Origin of the sequence: Pseudomonas sp. G11 (assembly GCF_029457515.1) — a bacterium.
Classification (GTDB): domain Bacteria; phylum Pseudomonadota; class Gammaproteobacteria; order Pseudomonadales; family Pseudomonadaceae; genus Aquipseudomonas; species Aquipseudomonas gorinensis.
The window spans coordinates 1,692,733-1,715,953 of record NZ_CP120377.1 but is presented as its reverse complement, the minus strand read 5'-3'; the positions used below and the strand labels follow the sequence as shown (position 1 = coordinate 1,715,953).

Here is a 23,221-nt window from a genome sequence, read left to right as displayed (position 1 = left end):
CTGCGAGAGGATCGTTCCCTGCAACGGGGAACGATCCTAATGCATGACCGAATCAGCCAGTCGCCCCATCATCAGGGTGGCGAAGCAACCGATCGCAACCGATGTCGCACGGTTGATCTTCAATGGCGTCAGCCAGCTCTTCGGCATCCCTTCGAATCGGCTTCCCAGTAGCACCCACGCAGCCCCCACCGGGACCACCACCAACGCCAAAGTCCCCATGAAGGCGACATAGCCTGGCGCAGTAGTAAAGGCGTCGGCTGGCGCAATAAAAGACACCATCAGCAAACCCTTTGGGTTCATGACCGTCATGGCAAAGAAATACAGCCCGGTGAAGCGGTCCTTGCCCGCACCCACGTCACTGCTTTTACGTTGCCAGAGCTTGCAAGACACATACAGCAGGTAGCAAGCCGCGGCCAGTTGTGTCGCCTTCAGCGCCCACGGTGAATAGGCGGCCAGATAGAGCAATGCAACGCCCCATACTGTGACCTGCAGCAGGTAAGCCAGGCATTCGATAAACGCCAACCGCCATGACGCCCTGAACCCGAACAACACCCCGGCACGGAACAGCAGGGTGTTGGTGGGGCCAGGGGCAAGCAGTAGCAACATCAAGGCTGAAACGGTGGCCAACATGATTACGCGTCGTCCTTCCTCACTCGGAACCACGCAGCATACAGGGCCGGCAGGAACAATAGCGTCAACGCCGTCGCCACAATCAACCCGCCCATGATCGCCACCGCCATCGGCCCGAAGAACACACTGCGAGACAGCGGGATCATTGCCAGCACCGCCGCCAGCGCTGTGAGAACGATCGGCCGGAAGCGTCGGACGGTGGCTTCGATAATCGCCTGCCACGGCGCCAGGCCAGCCTTGATGTCCTGTTCGATCTGATCCACCAGGATCACCGAGTTACGCATGATCATCCCCGACAACGCGATAGTGCCGAGCATGGCCACAAAACCGAAGGGTTGGCGGAATACCAACAGGAACAATGTCACGCCGATCAAGCCCAACGGCGCCGTCAGAAATACCATCGCCGTGCGTGAGAAACTGCGCAATTGCAGCATCAGCAGGGTCAGCACCACCACGATGAACAGCGGCACGCCGGCCTTGACCGAGTTCTGCCCACGGGCGGAGTCTTCGACGGTACCGCCGACGTCCAACAGATAGCCGTCCGGCAACTCGGCACGTACGCCTTCCAGGGTCGGCAGGATCTGCTGGACCAGGGTCGCCGGTTGTTCCTTACCGTAGATGTCCGCGCGCACGGTCACCGTCGGCAGGCGGTTGCGGTGCCAGATGATGCCTTCTTCGAAGCCATATTCGAGGGTCGCGATCTGCGACAGGGCCACGCTCCTGCCGTTGTCGGTGGGCACGGCGAGGCTCGGCAGCAACGACAGTTCTGTACGTTCATGCACGGTGCCGCGCAGGAGGATTTCGATCAACTCGTTGTCCTCCCGGAATTGGCTGACGCTGGAGCCGGTCAAGGAACTCTGCAGGAACTTCGACAAGTTGGCGGTGCTCACGCCAAGCGCACGGGCGCGGTCCTGGTCGATATTGAGGTAGACGATTTTACTCGGCTCTTCCCAGTCCAGGTGCACATTGGCCACGTGGGGATTTTCGCGCACCTTGGCCGCCACCTTGCGTGCCAGGGCGCGGACCTCTTCGATATGTTCACCGGTCACGCGAAACTGCACCGGGTAGCCCACGGGAGGGCCGTTCTCCAGGCGGGTAACGCGCGAGCGCAGGGCGGGGAATTGTTCGTTGAGGGTTTCGATCAGCCAGGTGCGCAGGCTTTCGCGTTCTTCGATGGTTTTGGCCAGCACCACAAATTGGGCAAAGCTGGCGGCGGGTAATTGCTGGTCCAGAGGCAGGTAGAACCGCGGCGAACCGGTGCCCACATAGGCCACGTAGTTGTCGATGCCGGCATGTTCCTTCAGCAAGGCTTCGAGCCGTTTGACCTGGTCGGCGGTGCTGCTCAGGGAAGCGCCTTCGGCGAGTTTCAGGTCGACCATCAGTTCCAGGCGGCCAGAAGCCGGGAAGAACTGTTGCGGTACAAAACGGAACAGCGCCACCGAGCCGATAAACAGCAGCAGGGTCAGCACAATGACGGTTTTACGCCGCTGCACGCACCACGCCACCAAACGCCTGACGCGCTGGTAGAACGGCGTGCCGTAGGGATCCGGGCCGTCGACGCCGTGTTTGGCCGCATGAATCTTCGCCAGGTCCGGTAGGAGTTTTTCCCCCAGATACGGCACAAACACCACCGCCGCCACCCATGACGCCAGCAGCGCAATGGTCACCACCTGGAAGATCGAACGGGTGTATTCGCCGGTACTCGATTGCGCCGTAGCAATGGGCAGGAAGCCGGCCGCCGTGATCAACGTACCGGTGAGCATCGGGAATGCGGTGCTGGTCCAGGCGAAACTGGCGGCCTTGAGCCGGTCGTAGCCCTGCTCCATTTTGATCGCCATCATTTCCACGGCGATAATTGCATCATCCACCAGCAAGCCCAGGGCCAATACCAAGGCGCCGAGGGAAATCTTGTGCAAGCCGATGCCGAGGTAATACATGGTGGCAAAGGTCATCGCCAGCACCAACGGAATCGCCAGGGCGACCACCATGCCAGTGCGTACGCCGAGGGAGAAGAAACTCACCAGCAATACAATGGCCAACGCTTCGGCCAGCACCTGAACGAATTCTCCGACACCGGTTTTCACCGCCGCCGGCTGGTCCGACACCTTGCGCAACTGCATGCCTGCCGGGAGATTCTTCTGCAAGCGTGCGAATTCCCCTTCCAGCGCCTTGCCCAGCACCAGGATGTCGCCACCGTCGCGCATCGCCACCGCCAGGCCGATGGCGTCGTCGCCCATAAAGCGCATGCGCGGTGCCGGTGGGTCGTTGAAGCCGCGATGGATCTCGGCGACATCGCCGATACGGAAGGTACGATCACCCACACGAATCGGGAAATCACGGATCTCTTCGACCGTCTTGAAGTTGCCGGAGACCCGCAGCTGCACACGTTCACTCGGCGTTTCAAAGAAACCGGCGGTGGAGACCGCATTCTGTTCCTGCAACGCCTGTTGCACCGCCGCCAGGGGCAAGCCGAGGGTGGCAAGCTTGAGGTTGGACAGTTCAATCCAGATCTTCTCGTCCTGCAGGCCCAGCAGCTCCACCTTGCCCACATCGGGTACGCGTTGCAGCTGAATCTGGATGCGGTCGGCGTAGTCCTTGAGCACGGCGTAGTCGAAGCCGTCGCCAGTCAGGGCATAGATATTGCCGAACGTGGTACCGAACTCGTCGTTGAAAAACGGCCCCTGGATATCCGGCGGCAAGGTCTGGCGAATATCGCTGATCTTCTTGCGCACCTGGTACCACAGCTCGGGAATCTGCGCCGAGCGCATGGCGTCACGGGCGATAAAAGTGACCTGGGACTCACCGGGGCGCGAGAACGAAACGATGCGTTCGTACTCGCCGGTCTCCATCAGCTTTTTCTCGATGCGCTCGGTAACCTGGCGCGAGACTTCCTGGGCGGTGGCCCCCGGCCAATTGGTTTTGATCACCATGGCCTTGAAGGTAAACGGCGGGTCTTCGCTTTGCCCCAGCTTGGTGTAGGACAAGGTGCCGACCACTGCCAGAAGTATCATCAGGAACAGTACGATCTGGCGATTACGCAACGCCCATTCGGAAAGATTGAAACCCATCGGGGACTACTCCTTGTTGGCCGCCAGGTTCACGACACGATTGGAGCGATCCACCGGGCGCACTTGCTGGCCCTCATGGAGCACGTGCACGCCGGCGGCAATCACCCAGTCAGAGGGGCTCAGCCCTTCCAGAACCGGCACGGTTTTTTCACCGAAGGCGCCGATACGAACCGGGGTGCGCTTAAGGGAGTTGTCCGCCAGTACGCGCCAGACGTAGGAAGCACCGTTTTCCGCGCTGAGGGCAGACAGCGGGACCGACAGCGGAACAACGCCGTCGGCCTGTATGAATACGCGAGCACTCTGGCCCAGTTCGGCCGGGACTTTGCCGCTGGTGAACGCGACTCGGGCGGCAAAGGTGCGTGATTTTGGATCGGCGGCGGGGGACAATTCACGTATACGTCCGGCAAACCGCTGGTCTGGCTGGCTCCACAACTCGACCGCTACCGGTTGGCCGACCTTGAACCGACCAAAGCCTTGTTCGGGCAGGCTGATCAGCACTTCTCGCTCACCGTCGGTGGCGAGGGTAAACACGGTCTGGCCGGCGGATACCACTTGGCCGACTTCCACCACGCGCTTGGCGACCACACCGTCCTGTGGCGCACGCAACACGGCGTAGCCGGCCTGGTTATTGGCCACGTCGAACTCGGCCTTGATCTGCTTGAGGCGTGCAACACCTGAGCGGTAGAGATTTTCCGAATTGTCGTACTGGGAGCGACTGACCATCTGACGGTCCATCAGGGTCTTGTAGCGATCACGCTCGGCACGCACCAGGCTCAGGTTGGCCTCGGCGGCCGCGACTTGGGCACGGGTAGCCTCCAATTGCAGGCGCACATCCTGGGGATCGAGTTCCGCCAGCGCCTGGTTGGCCTTGACGCGCTCGCCCTCCTCCACCAGCCGCTTGCTGACTTTGCCGCCGATGCGAAAGGCCAGGTCAGGCTCATAACGGGCGCGCACCTCCCCGGGATAGCTGTCCATCGCCTGCGCCGATGGCTGCGGTTGCACCACCATGGCCGGGCGAATGGACGTTGGGGTCGCTTCTTCATGGCCACAGGCGGCCAATAGGAAGACCAGGCTGGCTGGCAACGCAAGAGGCAGGAAAGAGCTGCGCATGCTGAAGGACCTTTCGCAAATGGAGCTAGGAATAATTATACTTGCCGGTATGTTATTAATACCAAACTCGCCAGTCCAGTATTAAAGGTAAAAATGTCCGACAATCCTGTATCCACCAATAGCCCTGGGCGTCCCAAGGACATGGCAAAACGCCAGGCAATCCTCGAAGCAGCGAAAATCCTGTTTTTGAGCAATGGCTACGCCAACACCAGCATGGATGCCGTGGCCCTTGAGGCCGGCGTGTCGAAACTGACCGTCTACAGCCACTTCACCGACAAAGAGACCTTGTTCACCGCGGCCGTGGTGGCCAAGTGCGAAGAACAGTTGCCGGTAATGTATTTCGAGCTGCCGGAGGGCGTGCCTGTGCAGACGGTGCTGCTGAATATCGCGCGCGGGTTCCATCGACTGATCAACAGCGAGGAGTCGGTGAACCTGCATCGCCTGATGATGACCACCGGCAACCAGGACGTGAAACTCTCACAGATTTTCTTTGAAGCCGGGCCCATGCGCATGTTGCAGGGCATGGAGCGCCTGCTCAGCCGGATTGATCAGAGCGGTGCCCTGAACATCGATAAACCGCTGGTCGCGGCCGAGCACTTCTTCTGCCTGCTCAAGGGCGCGGCGAATTTCTGTTTGCTGTATGGCTGCGGTGACCGGCTGAGCGAAGAAGCGGCCGAAGCCCATGTGCAGGAGGTAGTGGGGTTGTTTATGCGGGCCTATAGAGTTTGAGCGGGCGTGAGCAGGCTTGAGTGGGCTTGAGCAGGCTTGTTGTGGCGAGCGGGCTTGCCCCGCGTTGGGTTGCGCAGCAGCCCCAGTAAGAACACCACGCTTACTCAGGCAGACCGAGGCGTAGGGTTTTGGGGCTGCTGCGCAGCCCAACGCGGGGCAAGCCCGCTCGCCACCAAGCCCGCTCGCCACAAAGACACTCTGGATACGTTTAAGGCTTGAGCGCTTTCTTGGGATAAATGTCATACCGGCTGGACTTGCCATCCAACGCATGGCTCGGCTTCGGTCCTTCGATACATGGAGCCTTGCGCGGGCGCTTGACCACCACCCGATGGCTGGCCAGCGTCAGCGCCGCCGCGAGCAAGGCCGGCGCATCCGGATCATCCCCCACCAATGGCCGGAACAAGCGCATTTCCTTCTTAACCAGGGCAGTTTTCTCACGGTGTGGGAACATCGGATCGAGATAGATCACCTGAGGCGGCTCGCCCTGCCAATTGAGCATTACATCGATGGAGTTGCCCTTGAGCAACGCCATGCGTGCCACGATCGGTGCTACTTCAAAGTCCTGCGCACCGCGCGCCAGGCCATCTTCGAGCAAGGCGCCGATCAGCGGCTGGCGCTCGATCAGGCTAATGGTACAACCCAGGCTGGCGAGTACGAACGCGTCCTTGCCCAGCCCCGCCGTAGCATCCAGCACCCGTGGGCGCACGCCTTGGGCAACGCCCACGGCCTTGGCGATCATTTGCCCGCTGCCCCCGCCGTATAAGCGCCGATGGGCCGCTCCCCCTTCGACAAAATCCACACGCACCGGCCCCGGCGCCTCGGGCCCGAGCTGTTGCAATTGCAGGCCATGCTCACCCACTTGCAGGGAGAAATCCGCCTCCGCCAGTAACAGAGGCAAGCCAAGCTGCTCAGCCCACTGCTCGGCGCGGGCCTGGAAACCCTCGGCCAAGGCCTCGACCCGAATGCGGCTGGCCGCTGGTTGTTCGCTCATCAATCGCTACGCTCAAAAATATTAAGGATCGGCAAACAACGGCCGATAAAAACAACAGTCAGGTATTTTGCCAGAGCTGAGCGTCGACCGAGAAAAATGTCAGACATTCTTCCCCTAACCATCGGTGTACTGCCGACCCATAACCACTACGGCCTGCGCAATACTCAAGCGCTGGCCGGGGTGAGTCATGTATGGCAGGACTTCTTCGCCCGAGCGTTGGCCGAGCAGCTCGGCGATACGCCGGACGCGCTCGCCGCCAAGGCGCCGGCCCCGGTGGACCCTGCGGTTGAACCCAGCGAAGGCGCGGACCTGTTGTCGCAAATCCTCACCCAGCGTGAATGCGACGTAAAAGACACCGAAATCGCCCCACCTGAGCCACTGTTCCTGCCGATCGCGGAATTCGAAACCGACTTGCTGCCCCCGCCGGCCAGCCCGTTTCCAGCGGAAGAAATCGTCGCCCAGCAGCGCCAGCAAGACTTTGAAAGCAGCTGGGTACGCCCACTTGTCCTGACCGCAGGCCAGCCGCTACCCGAGCCAGGCCCAGCGCCGGAACCGCGTCCACTGCACCTGCCGATTGCCGAGTTCGAACTGGACCTGCTGCCACCACCGGCCACGCCGTACCCGAGCGAAGAACTCGCGGCCCAGCAGAAGGCCCTGGACTTCGACTACTACTGGGCACGCCCACTGGTCACCCAGAACCTGCGCCTGGCGGCGTAAGCCCAACGCGCAGGCAGCCGCCAGCAACAGCAGCCCACGCGTGAACTTGAAACAACGCACCGATCATTTCTTGAAGAATTGGCTGGCCTGGCTATACGACATCGAACGCTCGGTGAAGGTAAAAGTGCCCGACTCAAGCACCTCCTGCGCCGCCCGGTAGAACTCACCATAGGCCGCCAACGCCATGGCGGAGCCAACGCTGATGCGCTTGACGCCCATCTCGCTCAGTTGCGCCACGCTGAGTTTCAGGCCGCCGGACATCAGCACATTCACCGGCTTGGGCGCAACGGCCTTGACCACCGCCAGCACCTCCTCGGCACTGCGCAGGCCCGGTGCGTACAACACGTCGGCGCCGGCCTCAGCGTAGGCTTGCAGGCGGCGCAGGGTATCGGGCAGATCCAGGCGGCCATGCAGCAGGTTTTCTGCGCGCGCCGTCAGCATGAAGGGAAACGGCAGGCTACGGGCCGCGGCAACAGCCGCTTCCACACGCTCGACAGACAAATCAAAAGGGTAGATCGGGTCGACGGCAATGCCCGTGGCATCTTCGATAGAGCCGCCGACGATACCGGTCGCCGCCGCACGCAGGATGGTCTGGGCACAGCCTTCGGGCGTGTCGCTGAAACCGTTTTCGAGGTCGGCTGCCACCGGCAACGCTGTGGCCCGGGCAATCATGCCGGCATTCACCAGGGTGTCGTCCAATGACAATGCGCCCTCGGCATCCGGGCGGCCCAGGCTGAACGCGTACCCCGCACTGGTGGTGGCGAGGGCTTCAAAGCCGAGGCTGGCGAGCATGATCGCCGAGCCGGCGTCCCACGGGTTGGGCATCACGAACGCACGATCGCGCTCGTGCAGGGCCTTGAAGGTTTCGGCGCGAAGGGTTTGGGCATCCATGACTGACTCCTGGCGGGGAAAGGAGCCCTAGAGTAACCCCAGTTGCTCCGCCGCGGGTTCCCGATACAAGGTCGGCAAGCCTGGCAGGCCCGGCAAGCGCGCCATCAGCTGGTCGTGAAAACGCAGGGCCAACTGCGCGGCGAGGCGGTTATCGGAGGTGTGCAGGAACATGTAGGGCGTGCGCCCTTCTTCAATCCAACCGGCGATTTTTTCCACCCACGGGAGCAGGAACGGGTCGTTGGCCTCAAGCTCCGGATGACCGATAAACCGTACCTGGGGAAACAGCGTCAGTGCCGCCGGGCGTGGTGGCACCTTGGGTTTTTTCGATTGTGCGTGCAGCACCGCAGCCGAGGTGGATGTGCAACTGAACAAGGCGCGCGGGTCGAGGCAGATCCGCTCGACACCACGGTCACGCAGCAGGCGGTTGAGCATGCGCTCGGCATCGCCCTTGGCGAAGAACTCCGGATGCCGCACTTCCACCGCCATGGGCCGCTCCAAGCCATCGATAAACCCGGCCAGTTCGCCCAGGCGTTGCGGTGAAAAACTCGCCGACAGTTGCAGCCACAGTGGCGCGACGCGCTCACCCAGCGGGCTCATCAGGCCGACAAAACTTTCCGCCGCCGGCAACTGCTCACGCAAGTCGCCGCCATGGCTGATATCACCCGGGAATTTAGCGGTGAAACGAAAATCCCCAGGCATGATTTCGGCCCAGCGCTGCACAGTGGCGGCCGAGGGGCGAGCATAAAACGTGGTATTGCCTTCAACGGCGTTGAAGACCTGGGAATACAGGGCGAGGTAATCGCTGGAACGCGCATCGACAGGGTACAGGTACTCGCGCCAGGCGTTTTCGCTCCAGGACGGGCAGCCAATGTAGTAAGGCAGGCGCATCAGATATGAATATCGAGGCCCAGCACTTCCATATCCCATTCAACAAAACCGGCGGTGGTCAGGTAGCTGGCCAGTGCGGTGGCAACGCTTTTGCTCATGGAGCGAGGGAAGACCATATCTTGCTGACGGGCGGGAAGACCGCTGGTACGGGCGCTGGCGGAGCCTTGGGCGCTGGACGATGCCTCAGACTGGACATCGATGAAGTCCGGCGAGTCCTCAACGGAATCGTCTACCGTGACGTTCGCCTTACGTGGCTTACGCTTGAGGGGGTAGGACTGTGAGGAAAAGCCGTCTATGCGCATACATGCGAACTCGGTATCGGTGATGGCATTTTAGTGGCGCGATCCGTGGCGCGCAAATGCTCTGGTGATAACTAGAACACATAATTTGAAAAAGGTTTAAAAACGCGGTCAAATTCTGACGATTGGCGACTTTTGCCCCAAATTGCCATCATTTTTGGCGTCAAATTATCCCGCGCTCAGCCTTGGTTTGCGCCACCTTGTCGCGCAGGTACACAGGCGCGGCTTGATCGGCCGGAATCGCCTCGCCACGCTCGAATGCAAAGCGCGCCAGGGTCAGCAGGTCTTCGGCGTGGGGCAACATGGTGGCATCCTGGGCCACCAGCGGCACACCCATGCGCTCGCCATACCCCCAACCAGTGCCAGCACCGAACCAATCACCGCTGGCATCCTCCGGCAAAACCGCTGCCTCCGGTGGCTGTACAGCTTCCACCCCCACCAGGCGCATTTCGCCAGCGATTTGGCGGTAGCAGCCCCAATACACTTCATCCATGCGGGCATCGATGGCCGCCGCGACCTGCTGCGCGCCGTGTTCACGCAAGGCGCGCTGTGCCAGCACCGCAAGGTTGGACACCGGCAATACCGGGCGCTCCAGCGCAAAGGCCAGGCCCTGGACCACGCCGATGGCGATACGCACACCGGTAAAGGCCCCCGGGCCACGGCCGAAGGCAATGGCATCCACGGCAGACAGGGTAATGCCCGCCTCTTCAAGCAATTGCTTGATCATCGGCAACAGCTTCTGCGCATGCAGACGCGGGATCACCTCGTAGTGGCTTGTAACTTTGCCATCGTGCAGCAAGGCAACGGAGCAAGCTTCAGTCGCGGTGTCCAGGGCCAGCAGGGTGCTCATCGGTGTCGGTGTCCAAGTCGAAAAAAAGTGCGCCAGTATAAACAACAACGGCCCGCAAGCGGGCCGTTGTCGATGAAGCCGATCACTTGATCAGCTCAGTGCTTGCAGCACCTTGGCGGTGATGGCTTCAACCGAGCCAACGCCAGGGATATGGCTGTACTTCGGCTTGCCTTGGGCAGCCGACAGCTTCTGGTAAAAATCCACCAGCGGCTTGGTCTGGGAATGGTAGACGGACAGGCGATGACGCACGGTTTCTTCGGTGTCGTCCTTGCGCTGCACCAGGTCTTCACCGGTGACATCGTCCTTGCCTGCCACTTTCGGCGGGTTGTAGACGGTGTGGTACACGCGCCCCGAGGCTTCGTGAACGCGACGACCAGCAATACGCTGGACGATTTCTTCATCTTCAACCGCGATTTCGACCACGGCGTCCAACTCGACACCAGCCGTCACCAGGGCTTCAGCCTGGGGAATGGTGCGTGGGAAGCCGTCGAACAGGAAACCCTTGGCGCAGTCAGGTTGCGCGATACGGTCCTTGACCAATGCGATGATCAGGTCATCGGACACCAGGCCACCGGCATCCATGATGCTTTTGGCTTTAACGCCCAGCTCGGTGCCTGCTTTTACCGCAGCGCGCAGCATGTCACCGGTGGAGATTTGTGGAATGCCAAATTTTTCAGTGATGAACTTTGCCTGAGTACCTTTACCGGCCCCGGGAGCTCCCAGCAGAATGACGCGCATCGATGTGCTCCTCAATTTTTTATAGAGATGACGCTCGGATTCGCCGCGTGGGGCCAATCTCGTAAAAATATGGCTCATAAAAATATGGGCCCAAGCCGCCCAAACGGCCAAAGGCTGATCAAGATACACAGCAGGCCCTAACCACACAAGCCGCCAAAAGTCGGAGGAACCCGCGCCGCGCATACGTCATAGGTAGGGTGTGCCTGGGTGCAACCCGGCCGCTCAAACAACGACCGCCCGTTCAGGGCGGTCGTCACGGTTTACCGGCAAGGCGTCGAGAACGCGCAAAAAACCTCAGCCGGTGTTACGCAACCCGGCGGCGATACCGGCCACGGACACCAGCAGCGCTTGTTCCAGAGGGCTGTCCTGCGCCGCTTCCTGTTGACGGGAGCGTGCCAGCAATTCGGCCTGCAACAGGTGCAAAGGGTCCAGGTAGGTATTGCGCAGGCGGATGAACTCCAGGGTGTCGGGGCTATGCGCCAGCAGTTGCGACTGGCCAGTCAGGCCAAGTACCACCTGGCACGCCTGCGACAATAGGTCGCGTAAATGCGCACCCAATGGCAGCAGGTCCGGCTGCACCAGGCGCTCGTCATACAGCCGCGCGATGTCGGCATCGGCCTTGGCCAGCACCATTTCCAACATATCGATGCGGGTGCGGAAGAACGGCCACTGCTCGCGCATTTGCCCCAGCAGTTCGCCTTCGCCACGCTCCAGCGCCTTGCTCAGGGCCGCTTCCCAGCCCAGCCAGGCGGGCAACATCAGGCGGGTCTGGGTCCAGCCAAAGATCCACGGAATCGCCCGCAGGCTTTCAATACCACCGGCACGGCGCTTGGCCGGGCGGCTGCCCAGAGGCAAGCGACCGAGTTCCTGCTCCGGCGTCGACTGGCGGAAGTACTCGACGAACTGCGGATTTTCCCGCACTACGGCGCGATAGGCGCTGACACCGTCTGCCGCCAATTCATCCATCAAATGCCGCCACGCAGGCTCCGGTGGCGGCGGTGGCAGCAGCGTCGCTTCCAACACGGCAGCCAGATAGAGATTGAGGTTCTGCTCGGCAATGTCTGGGAGGCCGAATTTGAAACGGATCATTTCCCCTTGTTCGGTGGTACGGAAACGCCCCGCCACCGACCCCGGTGGCTGCGACAGGATCGCCGCGTGGGCCGGGCCGCCGCCACGGCCCACGGTGCCACCGCGACCGTGGAACAACAGCAGTTCCACCTGTTGCTCACGGCAGATATCCACCAAGCGTTCCTGGGCACGGTACTGCGCCCAGGCAGCGGCAGTGGTGCCGGCATCCTTGGCTGAGTCCGAGTAACCGATCATGACTTCCTGCGGGCCCTGCAACCGTGCGCGGTAACCCGGCAACAGCAACAGTTGCTCGATCACCGGGCCCGCGTTATCCAGGTCGGCCAGGGTTTCGAACAGCGGCACCACCCGCATCGGCCGTTGCACGCCCGACTCTTTAAGCAACAGTTGCACCGCCAGCACATCCGAGGCGGCCCCGGCCATGGAGATGACGTACGAACCCAGGGAGGCGGCCGGTGCGGCGGCGACTTCCTTGCAGGTATTCAACACTTCGGCCGTGTCCGCCGACGGCTTGAAATAGCCCGGCAACAGGGGGCGACGGTTGGCCAGCTCTTTCATGAGGAAGCTGATGCGCATCTCCTCGTTCCAGTCTTCGTAACGACCCAGGCCGAGGTAATCGGTGATCTCGGTCATGGCCGCCGTATGCCGACTGGAGTCCTGGCGCACGTCCAGGCGGACCAGGAACAGGCCGAAGGTGACCGCACGACGCAGGCAATCGAGCAATGGGCCATCGGCAATCACGCCCATGCCGCATTCATGCAGCGACTGGTAACAAAGCTCCAGCGGCTCGAGCAGGTCACGGTTGTGTTGCAACACGTCTGCGCTCGCCGGGGTGGCGACAGTCAGCGAAGCCTGAGCCCAACTGCGGGTCGCGCGCAAGCGGTCACGCAGTTGCTTGAGCAACGCCCGATAGGGTTCGACGCTGTCACCGACCTTGGCTTGCAACGCCGGGCTGGCGTGTTGCATCGACAGTTCCGAGGCCAATTGATCGATATCGCGCAGATACAGGTCGGCGGCCATCCAGCGGGCCAGCAATAGCACTTCACGGGTGACCGGCGCGGTGACATTCGGGTTGCCGTCACGGTCGCCGCCCATCCAGGACGCAAAGCGGATCGGCGCGGCTTCCAGTGGCAAGTGCAGGCCGGTAGCCGCATGCAGCGCATGGTCGGCCTTGCGCAGGTAATTGGGGATCGCATGCCAAAGCGAATGCTCGATCACCGCAAAACCCCATTTGGCCTCGTCCACCGGAGTGGGCCGGGTGCGGCGGATTTCTTCGGTGTGCCAGGCTTCGGCGATCAACCGCTGCAGGCGCTCGCGAATCTGCTCGCGCTCGGCCGTGGTGAGGTCGCGGTGATCCTGCAGCGCCAGTTGCGCGGCGATCGCATCGTATTTCTGGATCAGGGTGCGCCGCGCCACTTCAGTGGGGTGGGCGGTGAGCACCAGCTCGATTTCCAGGCGCCCCAATTGGCGGGCCAGCGACTCGTTGCTGTGGCCTTCGCGTTGCAGGCGGGCCAGCAACTCCGGCAATACGCGTGCTTCGAAGGGCGCCGGTTGCGACTCATCGCGCCGATGAATCAATTGGTACTGCTCGGCAATATTGGCCAGGTTAAGGAACTGGTTGAAGGCCCGGGCGACGGGCAGCAGTTCGTCTTCCTGCAACTGGTTCAAGCTGCTGCTCAGTTCATCGCCAGCCGTTTTATCCGAGACGGCGCCGCGCCGGTCAGCCTTGGCTCCTTTGCGGATCTGCTCGATCTTGGCGAGAAAATCATCGCCGTACTGCTCTCGAATGGTATTGCCCAACAGCTCACCCAGCAGGTGAACATCCTCGCGCAAGCGTGCATCGATATCACTCATCAGCCAATCTCCAGCCAGAAATCCGGGACGCGCAGATCTGTCAGAGTGCCGCCAGCCTGGTTTTATGACAAGACTTTAAACCTTGTGACTTGCAGCTAGTCTCAACTGTGAGTCGTCGCGTTATCCATGCGAGCGACTGGTCACTCATCACCGCCCGCTACCGCAGGCTTTATTGAGGTTGCCATGAAAATTCGAGAACTGGCCCAGCATTGGGAAGAGAACGCCAAGGGTCGCTTGACCAAGACCGAATATGCGATCCATCTGGATGTGGAGGCCGCCGCAAGGCTGGCGGCCATTGCCGAAATGTACCCCAAGCGCAACACCGAAGAACTGCTCGGCGAGCTGATCGGTGCCGCCCTTGAAGAGCTGGAAGCCAGCTTTCCCTACATCAAGGGCCAGCACGTGATTGCCACCGACGAAGAGGGCGATCCGCTGTACGAAGACGTCGGCCCGACCCCGCGCTTCCTGAGTCTATCGCGACGCTATCTGCACGATTTGTCGGCCAGTACCGACGAGCAGAAGCACTGAGCCCCCTCCTTTCCTCCCCCGTTTAACCCCGGTATTCCGGGCCTCTCAGAGGCTCGGCGTACCCCTGCGCGCGGCAAAAGTTCCATCTTTTATTCGCTGACCAATCGGTCAGATTTATTTTTAGGCAAATAGCCATCTCGTCTGAACTTTTGAAAAAAGCCTCCGGTCACAACCAGTAAGCCATCACTTGGAACAGTCGTTTGAAAGGGCACTGGTTGCTTTACCGCCAGCCGCCGCAACCACTGACCAGTGACATAGATTTTGATGTTTTTCAGGAGTTATCCAATGGAGTTGAAGACGATGAAGACCAGCACAGCCAAATCCTCGTTTAACCACCTGCGCGGGCTTAAATTGGCCGCGCTGGCGATCGGCACCAGCTTCGTTCTGGCTGGTTGCGCCGGCAACCCGCCAACCGAGCAATACGCGGTGACTCAGTCCGCGGTAAACAGCGCAGTCAGCGCCGGCGGCACCGAGTACGCAGCAGTTGAAATGAAATCGGCCCAGGACAAGCTCAAGCAAGCCGAGATCGCTATGCACGACAAAAACTACGACGAAGCCCGTCGCCTGGCCGAACAAGCTGAGTGGGACGCTCGCGTCGCCGAGCGTAAAGCCCAGGCCGCCAAGGCCGAACAGGCTGTGAAGGATTCCCAGAAAGCTGTTCAGGAGCTGCGTCAGGAAGGCATGCGCCCGGCTGCTATCCAGCAGAAATAAAGCGCCGCACCTGATTGCATTGCACCCGATATCGAATTGAAAGGACGACACGACTATGCGTAAACAATTGATGATCCCTGCCCTGCTGGCGATGAGCGTTGCCCTGGCGGCCTGCTCCACCCCGCCAAACGCGAACCTGGAAAACGCACGGACCAATTTCTCGGCCCTGCAAGCCAACCCGAATGCCACCAAAGTAGCGGCCCTGGAAACCAAGGACGCCCAGGATTGGCTGGACAAAGCCGACAAGGCTTACCGCGACAAGGAAGACCAGAAGAAAGTTGACCAACTGGCCTACCTGACCAACCAGCGCGTTGAAGTGGCCAAAGACACCATCGCGCTGCGCGAATCCGAAGCCAAGCTGAAAAACGCTGGAGACGAACGTGCCCGTGCACTGCTCGAAGCCCGTGATGCACAGATCAAGCAACTTCAGGACAGCTTGAACGCCAAGCAAACCGAGCGCGGCACCCTGGTGACCTTTGGTGATGTGCTGTTCGCTACCAACAAGGCCGACCTGAAGGCCAGCGGCCTGGTCAACATCAACAAGCTGGCTCAGTTCCTTCAGGAAAACCCGGATCGCCAGGTGATCGTCGAAGGTTACACAGACAGCACCGGCAGTGATGCCTACAACCAGAGCCTGTCGGAGCGCCGTGCCGCTTCGGTGCAGGTTGCACTGATCAAGATGGGCGTTGACCCACGCCGCATCGTGACCACCGGCTACGGCAAGGAATACCCGGTTGCCGATAACGGCAGCGTGTCGGGCCGCGCCATGAACCGCCGCGTTGAAGTGACCATCTCCAACGATAACCAGCCGGTCAAGCCGCGCTCGTCCGTCGCCTACTGATCGTCTGATGCAGCATAAAGAACCCCGCCAATAGGCGGGGTTCTTGGTGACGATACATTCATCAGAAAGCGATCGACACTTTACTCTGCTCGACCGTCGCCTGGACTTTGCCTGAATCACTTTCTGCACCAGACTTGTTTCCATCGGCGCCTTGGCCGCCTTGCAGCTTCTCGATCTTTTCCATCAGCTCCTTGAGCAGTTTCTTCAGTTCATCAAGTTCGCCACCGCCTTCGGCGCCCCCACCTCCCTGGCTTTGCATCGCTTCAATCTGCTTTTTCAGCGCCTCAGCCAGCTGTTTGAGCGCGCCGAGTTCATTTTGGCCCGAACCACTGCCCTGAGAACCGACACCGTCCATTGGAGAATTGCCGCCAACACCACCTATGCTCATATAGTCGACTCCGGATTAATGAATTAGAACGAACCGATTCAGCGACGCTGATCAGTCCGAAATCTGTGGTAATCGACTGTAAATGGTTCCGGCGACTCTCGGTTCTGACATGCCTTGAACTATAAACCTGCGGTTTACTTGGGCTCTTGCTCCTAGCGCTCCAAGCCGGTTTCTCACACGGTGGCAGCAGATTTCGGCCCTACTCCTGCAACTGTGGCGTTTCCTGGCCCATGCAACGCACCGCCTGTTTCTTGCTATTCACCAATACGCCCGTCAGGCCTTTTTGTTCGGTATCAAACAGTACCAACACGCCATCGACGCACTGCGCCACCTGGGCGGCCGGGGTCAGGGAGATCTTGTAGTCCTCGCCCGGCACGGTCTTGAGCATGGTGAAGTCACTGAGCAGCAACGCATCTTCCGGCTTGGCGAAGTGCAGGTAGCCGTAGTACCACAGGCAACCAACGGTGCCGATGATAGTGCCGATGCCAGTGAGAATCAGCGGGATCATGTTGCGTTCTTCGCTCATTGCGGGCTCTCTGATGAGTCAACTTTAGGAATGGGGTAGTTCGGAATTTCGCCGAGGCGACGCAGGCCATTGAAGTGTTGCGGGTCATCCAGGTAGCGCAGCATCACGGTTTGCCAGGTCTTGTCGGCAAAGGTCTGCACATGCCCACCTCGGGTCAGTTGCAGCACCCTCGGCGGCGGCGCGGCCTGATACAGGCGGATGCCATTGGACAGCGGCACGATCGGGTCATCCAGGCTGTGGAACAGCAATTTCGGTACACCGGTCAGCTTGGGCATGGCATGGATCGCGCTATCGCCGTCTGGCACCAGCCAGGACAACGGCACCTGAAACGGCCATGTTAACCAGGAGGTGCTCAAGGCGAATTGTCCTACGTCACGATAACTGGCCGGTACGCCATCCAGTACCAGGGCCTTGAGCCGGGCCTGACGCTCGGGGTGGACAGCCAGGTAATGCACCGCCAGTGCGCCGCCCAAGCTTTGGCCGAGGACGATCAAGGGTTGGGCCTGGGTTTCGGGCGCCTTGTCGATCCAAGCGAAGGCGGCATCCAGGTCCTGATAGATCGCCGGCAACGAGGGCTTGCCTTCGGACAGCCCATAGCCGCGATAGTCCAGCAGCAGCACTTGATAGCCCTGCTCGGGTAACCACCAACTGCCACCGAGGTGCCAGGCCAGGTTGCCGCCATTGCCGTGCAGGTGTAGCACGGTGCCCTTGAGCGGCACACCGGGCTTGGCCGGCAGCCACCAGGCGTGCAGCTTGACCCCGTCGGCCGTGGTGAGGGTGACGTCGCGATATGGCAGATGAGCTTTTTCCGGCGTGAACGGCAGGCCGGGCTCGGGATAGAACAACAAGGAGCTGCAACCGCTCAATGTGAGTAGCAGGCAAAGAATGCCGAGGATTCTCATCCGTTGAAGCCTCGCTGATAGTCGAATCGTCGCACCGCCCCTCACAGATTCTCGAGCCGGCTTCGTCAGTACATCCTTTACAGGATATTCGAGTAATCCGCCTCGATCCGGTCCAGGCTCAGGTGGTTGAGGAAGTTGGAGAAGCACATCCACGCCGCCAGCGCGTTCATGTCGCGGAACTGCTCGGGCAGGTACTTGGGTGGCACCACCAGGCCTTCGTCGACCAGTTGGCGCAAGGTACGCATGTCTTCCAGGGTGGTCTTGCCGCAGAACAGCAGCGGCACTTGTTCCAGCTTGCCTTTGCGCACGGCCAGCTGGATGTAGTTGTAGACCATGATAAAGCCCTTGAGGTAGGACAAATCCTTGGTAAACGGCAGGCCATCAGGCACCGAACCACGGAACACCCGGCTGGCGTTGCCATAGCTCTCAGCCATTTCAAAGCCTTGCTCGCGGAAGAACTCGAACACCTGCAGGAAATCGGCGCCCTCCTCCACCATATGGATGGCGCGGGTGCGGTTGGTCAGTTTGCGCAGGCGGCTCGGGTAGGAGGCAAACGTGATGATCTCCATCAGGATCGCCAGGCCTTCCTGGGTCACGGTGGAAGACGGCGGGCCCTTGGACAGGAAGGTGCAGATCGGCTGGTTCTGGCCATTGAGGGTGGTGCCGACGTGCACCAGGCCCTCATGCACTTCGAGGGCACGCACATCACGCTCATTGAACATCGCATCGGCGCGGATCTTGATGTAGTCGGCGCCTGCCGCCGCGTCGGCGACGATCCCGTCGGACTCGAAGACACGGATGGTTTCTTCGGCCTCGCCAAACACCTTGTTCAAGCGCGTTTGCAGCAACGCCACGGCATCCTTGGCGGTAAGGGTCTTGGCCTCGTCCTTGAGGTCGCCACGGCCATCGATATTGTTCAGGTAGTCGGAGAGCATCAGGCCCAGGTCGGCCAGGGTCGGGTCACCGGCATGGAAGGCATCGGAAGCGGCACCGTACAGTTCCTGGGAAATCAGGCCGAAATCCTCGGTGCCACGGGCCTCGAGCATACGCACCACCATGCGGTATTCGCGGCACATGCGACGCATGATCTGCCCCACCGGGCTGAACTGGCCGAGGCGGCGGGTGATATCGCGCTCGATGTTCTGGAACTCCAGCTTGACCGCGCTGGAATCGAACGACAGCGGGCGATTCAGGTAGTAGTCGCGGTCCACGGCGGGCATGGCCTTGCCCTTGGCCTTGAGGAACCCCTGGCGAATGTTCTCGTCCCATTTCACGGCGTCGAGGACGCGGATCGGTGTTTGCGCCAGCACAATGCGATCAGACAAGGTGCGTATCGTCTGCTGGTAATCGTCCACCCGGTGCTTCCCCTTTAAACGTTATTTGCCCACGCGCCGGTAGCGCACGGCTTCCACAAACACATCGGCATTGGCCGGGTCATCCAGGTACGCAAATACCTGGTCCATGGGGCTGTCCACCTGCACGCCGGGGCCCTCGACGGTGTCCACGGTGCTGCCATGCAAGGCATGCTGGCCTATCGCTTGGTGAATTTGCTCAAGGTCGAGGTTATAGACCACCAATTCGTGCTTTTCGTCGAACTCGAACCCTGCCAGGAAGTAATGCCCACCGAACTTGGCGGGTAACGGTGCCGACAGGTACCAACGATTGCCATGGCGCGACACGCTGAACAGGTATTCATCACGCTGGCCGGGCTTGGCTGTAGGGTAGCTCACGGCCTTGTAACGGTGTTCGCCGGCACGGGTGATGCGCAGGTTGAGAGGTTCGCCCCAGGCATTCTTGCTGGCCCACTGGCCCAACAGGGCCTGCGGTGCTGCCTCGCGGGTCGGCAGCGGATCCTTGAAGGTCACCAGGCAACCGCTGAGCAGCAGGAAGGACAAGGCGATTACCGCGACACGCCAGGCATTCATCAAACATCCCCCGGTGTCAGACCGAGGCCAACACCAAATGCATGTAACGCTTGAGAATCTCAAGCATCTCTTCGGCGGCCAGAGGCTCTGGCCCGCCAAGCAGGCCCTGATATTCCATCCGACCGATTATCGCCGTCAACACTTTGGCATCCTGTTGCGGCTCACGCGAGCCCAATACCTGAAAAAACTGCCCGGTGCCCTGCAACAGGATCTGCTGGTGGGAACGCACCAGCTCAGCCAGGCGCGGGTTGAGCAGGGCCTCCTGGCGAAACGCCTGCTCGGCCATCAGGTACTCACGACGGTTGGTCAGTTGGCGCTGCACGTAGTCGGCAGTCAACCGCGCGATGTCGTCCGCCAGTTGCGAGCGTGACTGCGGGCTGCCATCGCCGTAGGCAACCATCTCGCGCAACAAACCTTCGTTACGTACCCACAGCTTGCCCATGAAGGCGGCACTGCGTTCAACGTATTGAGCGAAGGTATCGGTGAGCAGGTCGTCGATATCCTTGAAGTAGTAAGTGGTGGCCGACAGCGGCACGCCCGCCTCCGCCGCCACCGCGCGGTGACGCACGGCACGCACGCCCTCACGCACCACGATGCGCATGGCCGCATCGAGAATGTCTTGCCTGCGTTGCTCGCTGCCCCGACGGCTGGCCTTGCGGCCCTGGTACTGGACGCTTTCAGCCACGGCAGCGGCAATGCCGGCGGCGCCTTCTTGAGCGGTTACGCGGTTCACGACACACATCCTTGAACAGTTCAAAAACCTGGCGCTGTTTGCTTGACGCTTATAGACGCCCCATAAAAAAGCCGCCTTATAAAAGGCGGCTTCGGATTTCGCTACGGTTACGCTTGTGGCCGCATATGCGGGAACAGGATCACATCGCGGATCGACGGCGAGTTGGTCAACAACATCACCAGGCGGTCGATCCCAATGCCTTCACCGGCCGTTGGCGGCATGCCGTATTCCAGCGCACGCACGAAGTCTGCGTCGTAGTGCATGGCTTCGTCGTCACCGGCATCCTTGTCGGCCACCTGCGCCATGAAGCGCTCGGCCTGGTCTTCCGCGTCATTGAGCTCGGAATAGGCGTTGGCGATTTCGCGACCGCCGATGAACAGTTCGAAACGGTCCGTGACGTTCGGGTTGTCATCGTTGCGACGGGCCAACGGCGACACTTCGAACGGGTACTGGGTAATGAAGTGCGGCTGTTCCAGCTTGTGCTCCACCAGCTCTTCGAAAATCATTACCTGCAGCTTGCCCAGGCCTTCGAAGCCCAGCACCTTGGCCCCGGCTTTCTTGGCGATGGCACGGGCCTTGTCAATGTCGGTCAGGTCGTCGGCGGTCAGCTCAGGGTTGTACTTGAGGATCGAATCGAATACCGACAGGCGCACGAATGGCTCGCCGAAATGGAACACCTTGTCGCCGTATGGCACGTCGGTGCTGCCCAGGACCAGTTGCGCCAGCTCGCGGAACAGCTCTTCGGTCAGGTCCATGTTGTCTTCGTAGTCGGCGTAGGCCTGGTAGAACTCCAACATGGTGAATTCAGGGTTGTGACGCGTCGAGACGCCTTCGTTACGGAAGTTGCGGTTGATCTCGAACACCTTTTCGAACCCGCCAACAACAAGCCGCTTGAGGTACAGCTCAGGCGCAATGCGCAGGAACATTTCCATGTCCAGCGCGTTGTGGTGGGTTTCGAACGGCTTGGCTGCGGCACCACCGGGGATGGTTTGCAGCATCGGGGTTTCCACTTCCAGGAAGTCACGCTTCATCAGGAAGGCGCGGGTGTGGGCAATCACTTGCGAACGCACGCGGAAGGTGTGGCGTACATCTTCGTTGACGATCAGGTCAACGTAGCGCTGGCGGTAACGCTGCTCGGTGTCGGACAGGCCGTGGTGCTTGTCCGGCAGCGGGCGCAGGGATTTGGTCAGCAGGCGCACGCTGGTCATTTCAACGTACAGGTCGCCCTTGCCGGAACGGGCCAGGGTGCCTTCGGCGGCGATGATGTCGCCCAGGTCCCAGGTTTTCACGGCGGCCAGGGTTTCTTCCGGCAGTGTCTTGCGGTTGACGTAGACCTGGATGCGCCCGGACATGTCCTGGATCACCATGAACGAGCCACGGTTGAGCATGATGCGACCTGCCACCTTGACCGGGATCGCAGCCTCTGCCAGCTCTTCCTTGGTCTTGTCCGCGTATTGCTTCTGCAAGTCTTCGCAGTAGGCATCGCGACGGAAGTCGTTGGGGAAGGCGTTGCCCTTGGCGCGCTCGGCAGCAAGCTTTTCCTTGCGCAGGGCGATCAGGGAGTTTTCTTCCTGTTGCAGGGCTTGCGGGTCGAGTTGTTGGTCGCTCATGTCTTTAGATTTTCCATCACAGGTTCGTTGCCCCCGCCAATGACGGGGGACTTGAGGTCGGGCTGACGGTTTACAGCCCCGATTTCAGGCTGGCTTCCAGGTATTCGTCGATATCGCCGTCGAGCACCTTGTCGCAGTCACTGCGTTCGATGTTAGTGCGCAAATCCTTGATCCGCGACGCATCAAGCACATAAGAACGGATCTGGTGGCCCCAGCCGATATCCGACTTGGTGTCTTCCAGCGCCTGGGAAGCGGCGTTGCGCTTCTGCATTTCCTGCTCGTACAACTTGGCCCGCAGCATTTTCATGGCGGTGTCCTTGTTCGCGTGCTGGGAACGTTCGTTCTGGCAACTGACCACGGTGTTGGTCGGGACGTGGGTAATACGGACAGCCGAGTCGGTGGTGTTTACGTGCTGGCCACCGGCACCGGAGGAGCGGTAGGTGTCGATCCGTAGGTCGGCCGGGTTGATCTCGATTTCCACCTTGTCATCGATCTCGGGCGAGACGAACACTGCGCAGAACGAGGTGTGGCGACGGTTGCCGGAGTCGAACGGGCTCTTGCGCACCAGGCGGTGTACGCCGATCTCGGTACGCAGCCAACCAAAGGCGTATTCACCCTTGATGTGCACGGTCGCGCCCTTGATACCCGCGACTTCACCGGCCGACAGCTCCATGATGGTGGCGTCGAAACCGCGCTTGTCGGCCCAGCGCAGGTACATGCGCAACAGGATGTTGGCCCAGTCCTGGGCTTCGGTGCCGCCGGAACCGGCCTGGATATCCAGGTAGGCGTTGTTCGGGTCCATCTCGTGGCTGAACATGCGGCGGAATTCAAGCTTGGCGAGGTTTTCCTCGAGACGGGCCAGCTCGGCGACGACATCGCCCACTGCGCCTTCGTCGTTCTCTTCGACGGCCATGTCCAGCAGGTCGCGGCAATCGGCCAGACCGGTGTTCAACTCGTCGAGGGTATCGACGATCTGCGCCAGCGCAGAACGCTCGCGGCCCAGTTCCTGGGCGTATTCAGGTTTGTTCCAGACACTCGGATCTTCAAGCTCGCGATTGACTTCGGTCAGACGCTCATGCTTTTGATCGTAGTCAAAGATACCCCCGAATAGTTTCGGAGCGCTCGGACAGGTCCTTGATGGTGTTAAGGATCGGGTTGATTTCCATGGCGGGCAGCACTCGTTGGCGAACTTTTGAAAGCCGGCGA

General features: G+C 60.7%; 23 protein-coding genes. 5 read left to right on the top strand and 18 right to left on the bottom strand.

The genetic code is table 11. The annotated features are described in order from the left end of the window. Positions 1–36: 36 nt before the first annotated feature. The 3 genes from P2T68_RS07775 to P2T68_RS07765 are packed head-to-tail and all read right to left on the bottom strand — an operon-like array spanning position 37 to position 4,808. The gene (locus P2T68_RS07775) at positions 37–630 is read right to left on the bottom strand and encodes a threonine transporter RhtB (RefSeq protein WP_024073808.1); all 594 of its coding nucleotides are present in this window, start codon (positions 628–630) and stop codon (positions 37–39) included. A 2-nt stretch (positions 631–632) separates the two neighbouring features. Next, positions 633–3,698, bottom strand: coding sequence for an efflux RND transporter permease subunit (locus P2T68_RS07770; protein ID WP_277379214.1), 3,066 nt, complete (start codon positions 3,696–3,698; stop codon positions 633–635). A 6-nt stretch (positions 3,699–3,704) separates the two neighbouring features. After that, positions 3,705–4,808 (bottom strand): efflux RND transporter periplasmic adaptor subunit, encoded by a 1,104-nt coding sequence (locus P2T68_RS07765; RefSeq protein ID WP_102625511.1) that lies wholly within the window; start codon positions 4,806–4,808, stop codon positions 3,705–3,707. Positions 4,809–4,901: 93 nt separating this feature from the next. On the opposite strand from P2T68_RS07765, the gene P2T68_RS07760 reads away from it, so the two are divergent. Further along, the gene (locus P2T68_RS07760; RefSeq protein ID WP_024073805.1) at positions 4,902–5,537 is read left to right on the top strand and encodes a TetR/AcrR family transcriptional regulator; all 636 of its coding nucleotides are present in this window, start codon (positions 4,902–4,904) and stop codon (positions 5,535–5,537) included. Between the two features lie 208 nt (positions 5,538–5,745). On the opposite strand, the gene P2T68_RS07755 is transcribed toward P2T68_RS07760, so the two are convergent. Next, positions 5,746–6,528, bottom strand: a complete 783-nt coding sequence (locus P2T68_RS07755) for a class I SAM-dependent methyltransferase (protein ID WP_277379213.1) — start codon at positions 6,526–6,528, stop codon at positions 5,746–5,748. Between the two features lie 96 nt (positions 6,529–6,624). Here P2T68_RS07755 and P2T68_RS07750 point away from each other — a divergent pair, with 96 nt between their 5' ends. After that, the gene (locus P2T68_RS07750; protein ID WP_024073803.1) at positions 6,625–7,245 is read left to right on the top strand and encodes a hypothetical protein; all 621 of its coding nucleotides are present in this window, start codon (positions 6,625–6,627) and stop codon (positions 7,243–7,245) included. Between the two features lie 63 nt (positions 7,246–7,308). Here the strand turns inward: P2T68_RS07750 and P2T68_RS07745 are convergent, their stop codons facing one another. The 6 genes from P2T68_RS07745 to ppc all read right to left on the bottom strand — a co-directional run bounded on the left by P2T68_RS07745 (position 7,309) and on the right by ppc (position 13,851). Then, positions 7,309–8,136 (bottom strand): isocitrate lyase/phosphoenolpyruvate mutase family protein, encoded by an 828-nt coding sequence (locus P2T68_RS07745; RefSeq protein ID WP_277379212.1) that lies wholly within the window; start codon positions 8,134–8,136, stop codon positions 7,309–7,311. A gap of 27 nt (positions 8,137–8,163) precedes the next feature. Then, positions 8,164–9,024, bottom strand: a complete 861-nt coding sequence (locus tag P2T68_RS07740; RefSeq protein ID WP_024073801.1) for a DUF72 domain-containing protein — start codon at positions 9,022–9,024, stop codon at positions 8,164–8,166. Next, the gene (locus P2T68_RS07735) at positions 9,024–9,326 is read right to left on the bottom strand and encodes a hypothetical protein (protein WP_024073800.1); all 303 of its coding nucleotides are present in this window, start codon (positions 9,324–9,326) and stop codon (positions 9,024–9,026) included. The genes P2T68_RS07740 and P2T68_RS07735 overlap by 1 nt, the downstream gene beginning before the upstream one ends. A 160-nt stretch (positions 9,327–9,486) precedes the next feature. Further along, the gene (gene tsaB, locus P2T68_RS07730) at positions 9,487–10,173 is read right to left on the bottom strand and encodes a tRNA (adenosine(37)-N6)-threonylcarbamoyltransferase complex dimerization subunit type 1 TsaB (protein WP_024073799.1); all 687 of its coding nucleotides are present in this window, start codon (positions 10,171–10,173) and stop codon (positions 9,487–9,489) included. A gap of 90 nt (positions 10,174–10,263) precedes the next feature. Then, complete coding sequence (gene adk, locus P2T68_RS07725) at positions 10,264–10,911, bottom strand: adenylate kinase (protein ID WP_024073798.1); 648 nt, start codon at positions 10,909–10,911, stop codon at positions 10,264–10,266. A gap of 294 nt (positions 10,912–11,205) precedes the next feature. Beyond that, a complete protein-coding gene (ppc, locus tag P2T68_RS07720; protein ID WP_024073797.1) occupies positions 11,206–13,851 on the bottom strand; it encodes a phosphoenolpyruvate carboxylase in 2,646 nt (881 codons plus the stop codon). Positions 13,852–14,034: 183 nt separating this feature from the next. On the opposite strand from ppc, the gene P2T68_RS07715 reads away from it, so the two are divergent. The 3 genes from P2T68_RS07715 to P2T68_RS07705 all read left to right on the top strand — a co-directional run bounded on the left by P2T68_RS07715 (position 14,035) and on the right by P2T68_RS07705 (position 15,931). Continuing rightward, positions 14,035–14,379 carry a hypothetical protein gene (locus P2T68_RS07715; RefSeq protein WP_024073796.1) on the top strand — a complete coding sequence of 115 codons (345 nt, stop codon included), beginning with the start codon at positions 14,035–14,037 and terminating at the stop codon, positions 14,377–14,379. A 300-nt stretch (positions 14,380–14,679) separates the two neighbouring features. After that, a complete protein-coding gene (locus P2T68_RS07710) occupies positions 14,680–15,090 on the top strand; it encodes a DUF4398 domain-containing protein (protein ID WP_172831339.1) in 411 nt (136 codons plus the stop codon). A gap of 55 nt (positions 15,091–15,145) precedes the next feature. After that, a complete protein-coding gene (locus P2T68_RS07705) occupies positions 15,146–15,931 on the top strand; it encodes an OmpA family protein (protein WP_024073794.1) in 786 nt (261 codons plus the stop codon). 61 nt (positions 15,932–15,992) lie between these two features. Here the strand turns inward: P2T68_RS07705 and P2T68_RS07700 are convergent, their stop codons facing one another. The 8 genes from P2T68_RS07700 to prfB all read right to left on the bottom strand — a co-directional run bounded on the left by P2T68_RS07700 (position 15,993) and on the right by prfB (position 23,181). Beyond that, positions 15,993–16,319 carry a hypothetical protein gene (locus P2T68_RS07700; protein ID WP_277379211.1) on the bottom strand — a complete coding sequence of 109 codons (327 nt, stop codon included), beginning with the start codon at positions 16,317–16,319 and terminating at the stop codon, positions 15,993–15,995. A 199-nt stretch (positions 16,320–16,518) separates the two neighbouring features. Then, a complete protein-coding gene (locus P2T68_RS07695) occupies positions 16,519–16,845 on the bottom strand; it encodes a hypothetical protein (RefSeq protein WP_024073792.1) in 327 nt (108 codons plus the stop codon). Further along, positions 16,842–17,747: an alpha/beta hydrolase gene (locus tag P2T68_RS07690; protein WP_069075379.1), complete on the bottom strand. Its 906-nt coding sequence runs from the start codon at positions 17,745–17,747 to the stop codon at positions 16,842–16,844. The genes P2T68_RS07695 and P2T68_RS07690 overlap by 4 nt, the downstream gene beginning before the upstream one ends. Before the next feature lie 77 nt (positions 17,748–17,824). Continuing rightward, positions 17,825–19,102, bottom strand: coding sequence for a flavohemoglobin expression-modulating QEGLA motif protein (locus P2T68_RS07685; protein ID WP_024073790.1), 1,278 nt, complete (start codon positions 19,100–19,102; stop codon positions 17,825–17,827). A gap of 21 nt (positions 19,103–19,123) precedes the next feature. Further along, on the bottom strand, positions 19,124–19,672 hold the full coding sequence (locus P2T68_RS07680) for a hypothetical protein (RefSeq protein ID WP_024073789.1): 549 nt from the start codon (positions 19,670–19,672) through the stop codon (positions 19,124–19,126). Between the two features lie 16 nt (positions 19,673–19,688). Next, on the bottom strand, positions 19,689–20,405 hold the full coding sequence (locus P2T68_RS07675) for a TetR family transcriptional regulator (RefSeq protein ID WP_024073788.1): 717 nt from the start codon (positions 20,403–20,405) through the stop codon (positions 19,689–19,691). Between the two features lie 107 nt (positions 20,406–20,512). Next, on the bottom strand, positions 20,513–22,015 hold the full coding sequence (gene lysS / locus P2T68_RS07670) for a lysine--tRNA ligase (RefSeq protein ID WP_024073787.1): 1,503 nt from the start codon (positions 22,013–22,015) through the stop codon (positions 20,513–20,515). Positions 22,016–22,085: 70 nt separating this feature from the next. Then, a protein-coding gene (prfB, locus tag P2T68_RS07665; protein WP_102625207.1) for a peptide chain release factor 2 occupies positions 22,086–23,181 on the bottom strand; the annotation gives its coding sequence in 2 pieces (ribosomal slippage) (positions 22,086–23,108 and positions 23,110–23,181; 1,095 coding nt in all). Between the last annotated feature and the right edge of the window lie 40 nt (positions 23,182–23,221).

Bases quoted from the DNA above. Each gene is read 5' to 3' on its own strand.
- P2T68_RS07775 (WP_024073808.1), bottom strand. From the start codon at position 630: ATGTTGGCCACCGTTTCAGCCTTGATGTTGCTACTGCTTGCCCCTGGC.
- P2T68_RS07770 (WP_277379214.1), bottom strand. From the start codon at position 3,698: ATGGGTTTCAATCTTTCCGAATGGGCGTTGCGTAATCGCCAGATCGTA.
- P2T68_RS07765 (WP_102625511.1), bottom strand. From the start codon at position 4,808: ATGCGCAGCTCTTTCCTGCCTCTTGCGTTGCCAGCCAGCCTGGTCTTC.
- P2T68_RS07760 (WP_024073805.1), top strand. From the start codon at position 4,902: ATGTCCGACAATCCTGTATCCACCAATAGCCCTGGGCGTCCCAAGGAC.
- P2T68_RS07755 (WP_277379213.1), bottom strand. From the start codon at position 6,528: ATGAGCGAACAACCAGCGGCCAGCCGCATTCGGGTCGAGGCCTTGGCC.
- P2T68_RS07750 (WP_024073803.1), top strand. From the start codon at position 6,625: ATGTCAGACATTCTTCCCCTAACCATCGGTGTACTGCCGACCCATAAC.
- P2T68_RS07745 (WP_277379212.1), bottom strand. From the start codon at position 8,136: ATGGATGCCCAAACCCTTCGCGCCGAAACCTTCAAGGCCCTGCACGAG.
- P2T68_RS07740 (WP_024073801.1), bottom strand. From the start codon at position 9,024: ATGCGCCTGCCTTACTACATTGGCTGCCCGTCCTGGAGCGAAAACGCC.
- P2T68_RS07735 (WP_024073800.1), bottom strand. From the start codon at position 9,326: ATGCGCATAGACGGCTTTTCCTCACAGTCCTACCCCCTCAAGCGTAAG.
- tsaB (WP_024073799.1), bottom strand. From the start codon at position 10,173: ATGAGCACCCTGCTGGCCCTGGACACCGCGACTGAAGCTTGCTCCGTT.
- adk (WP_024073798.1), bottom strand. From the start codon at position 10,911: ATGCGCGTCATTCTGCTGGGAGCTCCCGGGGCCGGTAAAGGTACTCAG.
- ppc (WP_024073797.1), bottom strand. From the start codon at position 13,851: ATGAGTGATATCGATGCACGCTTGCGCGAGGATGTTCACCTGCTGGGT.
- P2T68_RS07715 (WP_024073796.1), top strand. From the start codon at position 14,035: ATGAAAATTCGAGAACTGGCCCAGCATTGGGAAGAGAACGCCAAGGGT.
- P2T68_RS07710 (WP_172831339.1), top strand. From the start codon at position 14,680: ATGAAGACCAGCACAGCCAAATCCTCGTTTAACCACCTGCGCGGGCTT.
- P2T68_RS07705 (WP_024073794.1), top strand. From the start codon at position 15,146: ATGCGTAAACAATTGATGATCCCTGCCCTGCTGGCGATGAGCGTTGCC.
- P2T68_RS07700 (WP_277379211.1), bottom strand. From the start codon at position 16,319: ATGAGCATAGGTGGTGTTGGCGGCAATTCTCCAATGGACGGTGTCGGT.
- P2T68_RS07695 (WP_024073792.1), bottom strand. From the start codon at position 16,845: ATGAGCGAAGAACGCAACATGATCCCGCTGATTCTCACTGGCATCGGC.
- P2T68_RS07690 (WP_069075379.1), bottom strand. From the start codon at position 17,747: ATGAGAATCCTCGGCATTCTTTGCCTGCTACTCACATTGAGCGGTTGC.
- P2T68_RS07680 (WP_024073789.1), bottom strand. From the start codon at position 19,672: ATGAATGCCTGGCGTGTCGCGGTAATCGCCTTGTCCTTCCTGCTGCTC.
- lysS (WP_024073787.1), bottom strand. From the start codon at position 22,015: ATGAGCGACCAACAACTCGACCCGCAAGCCCTGCAACAGGAAGAAAAC.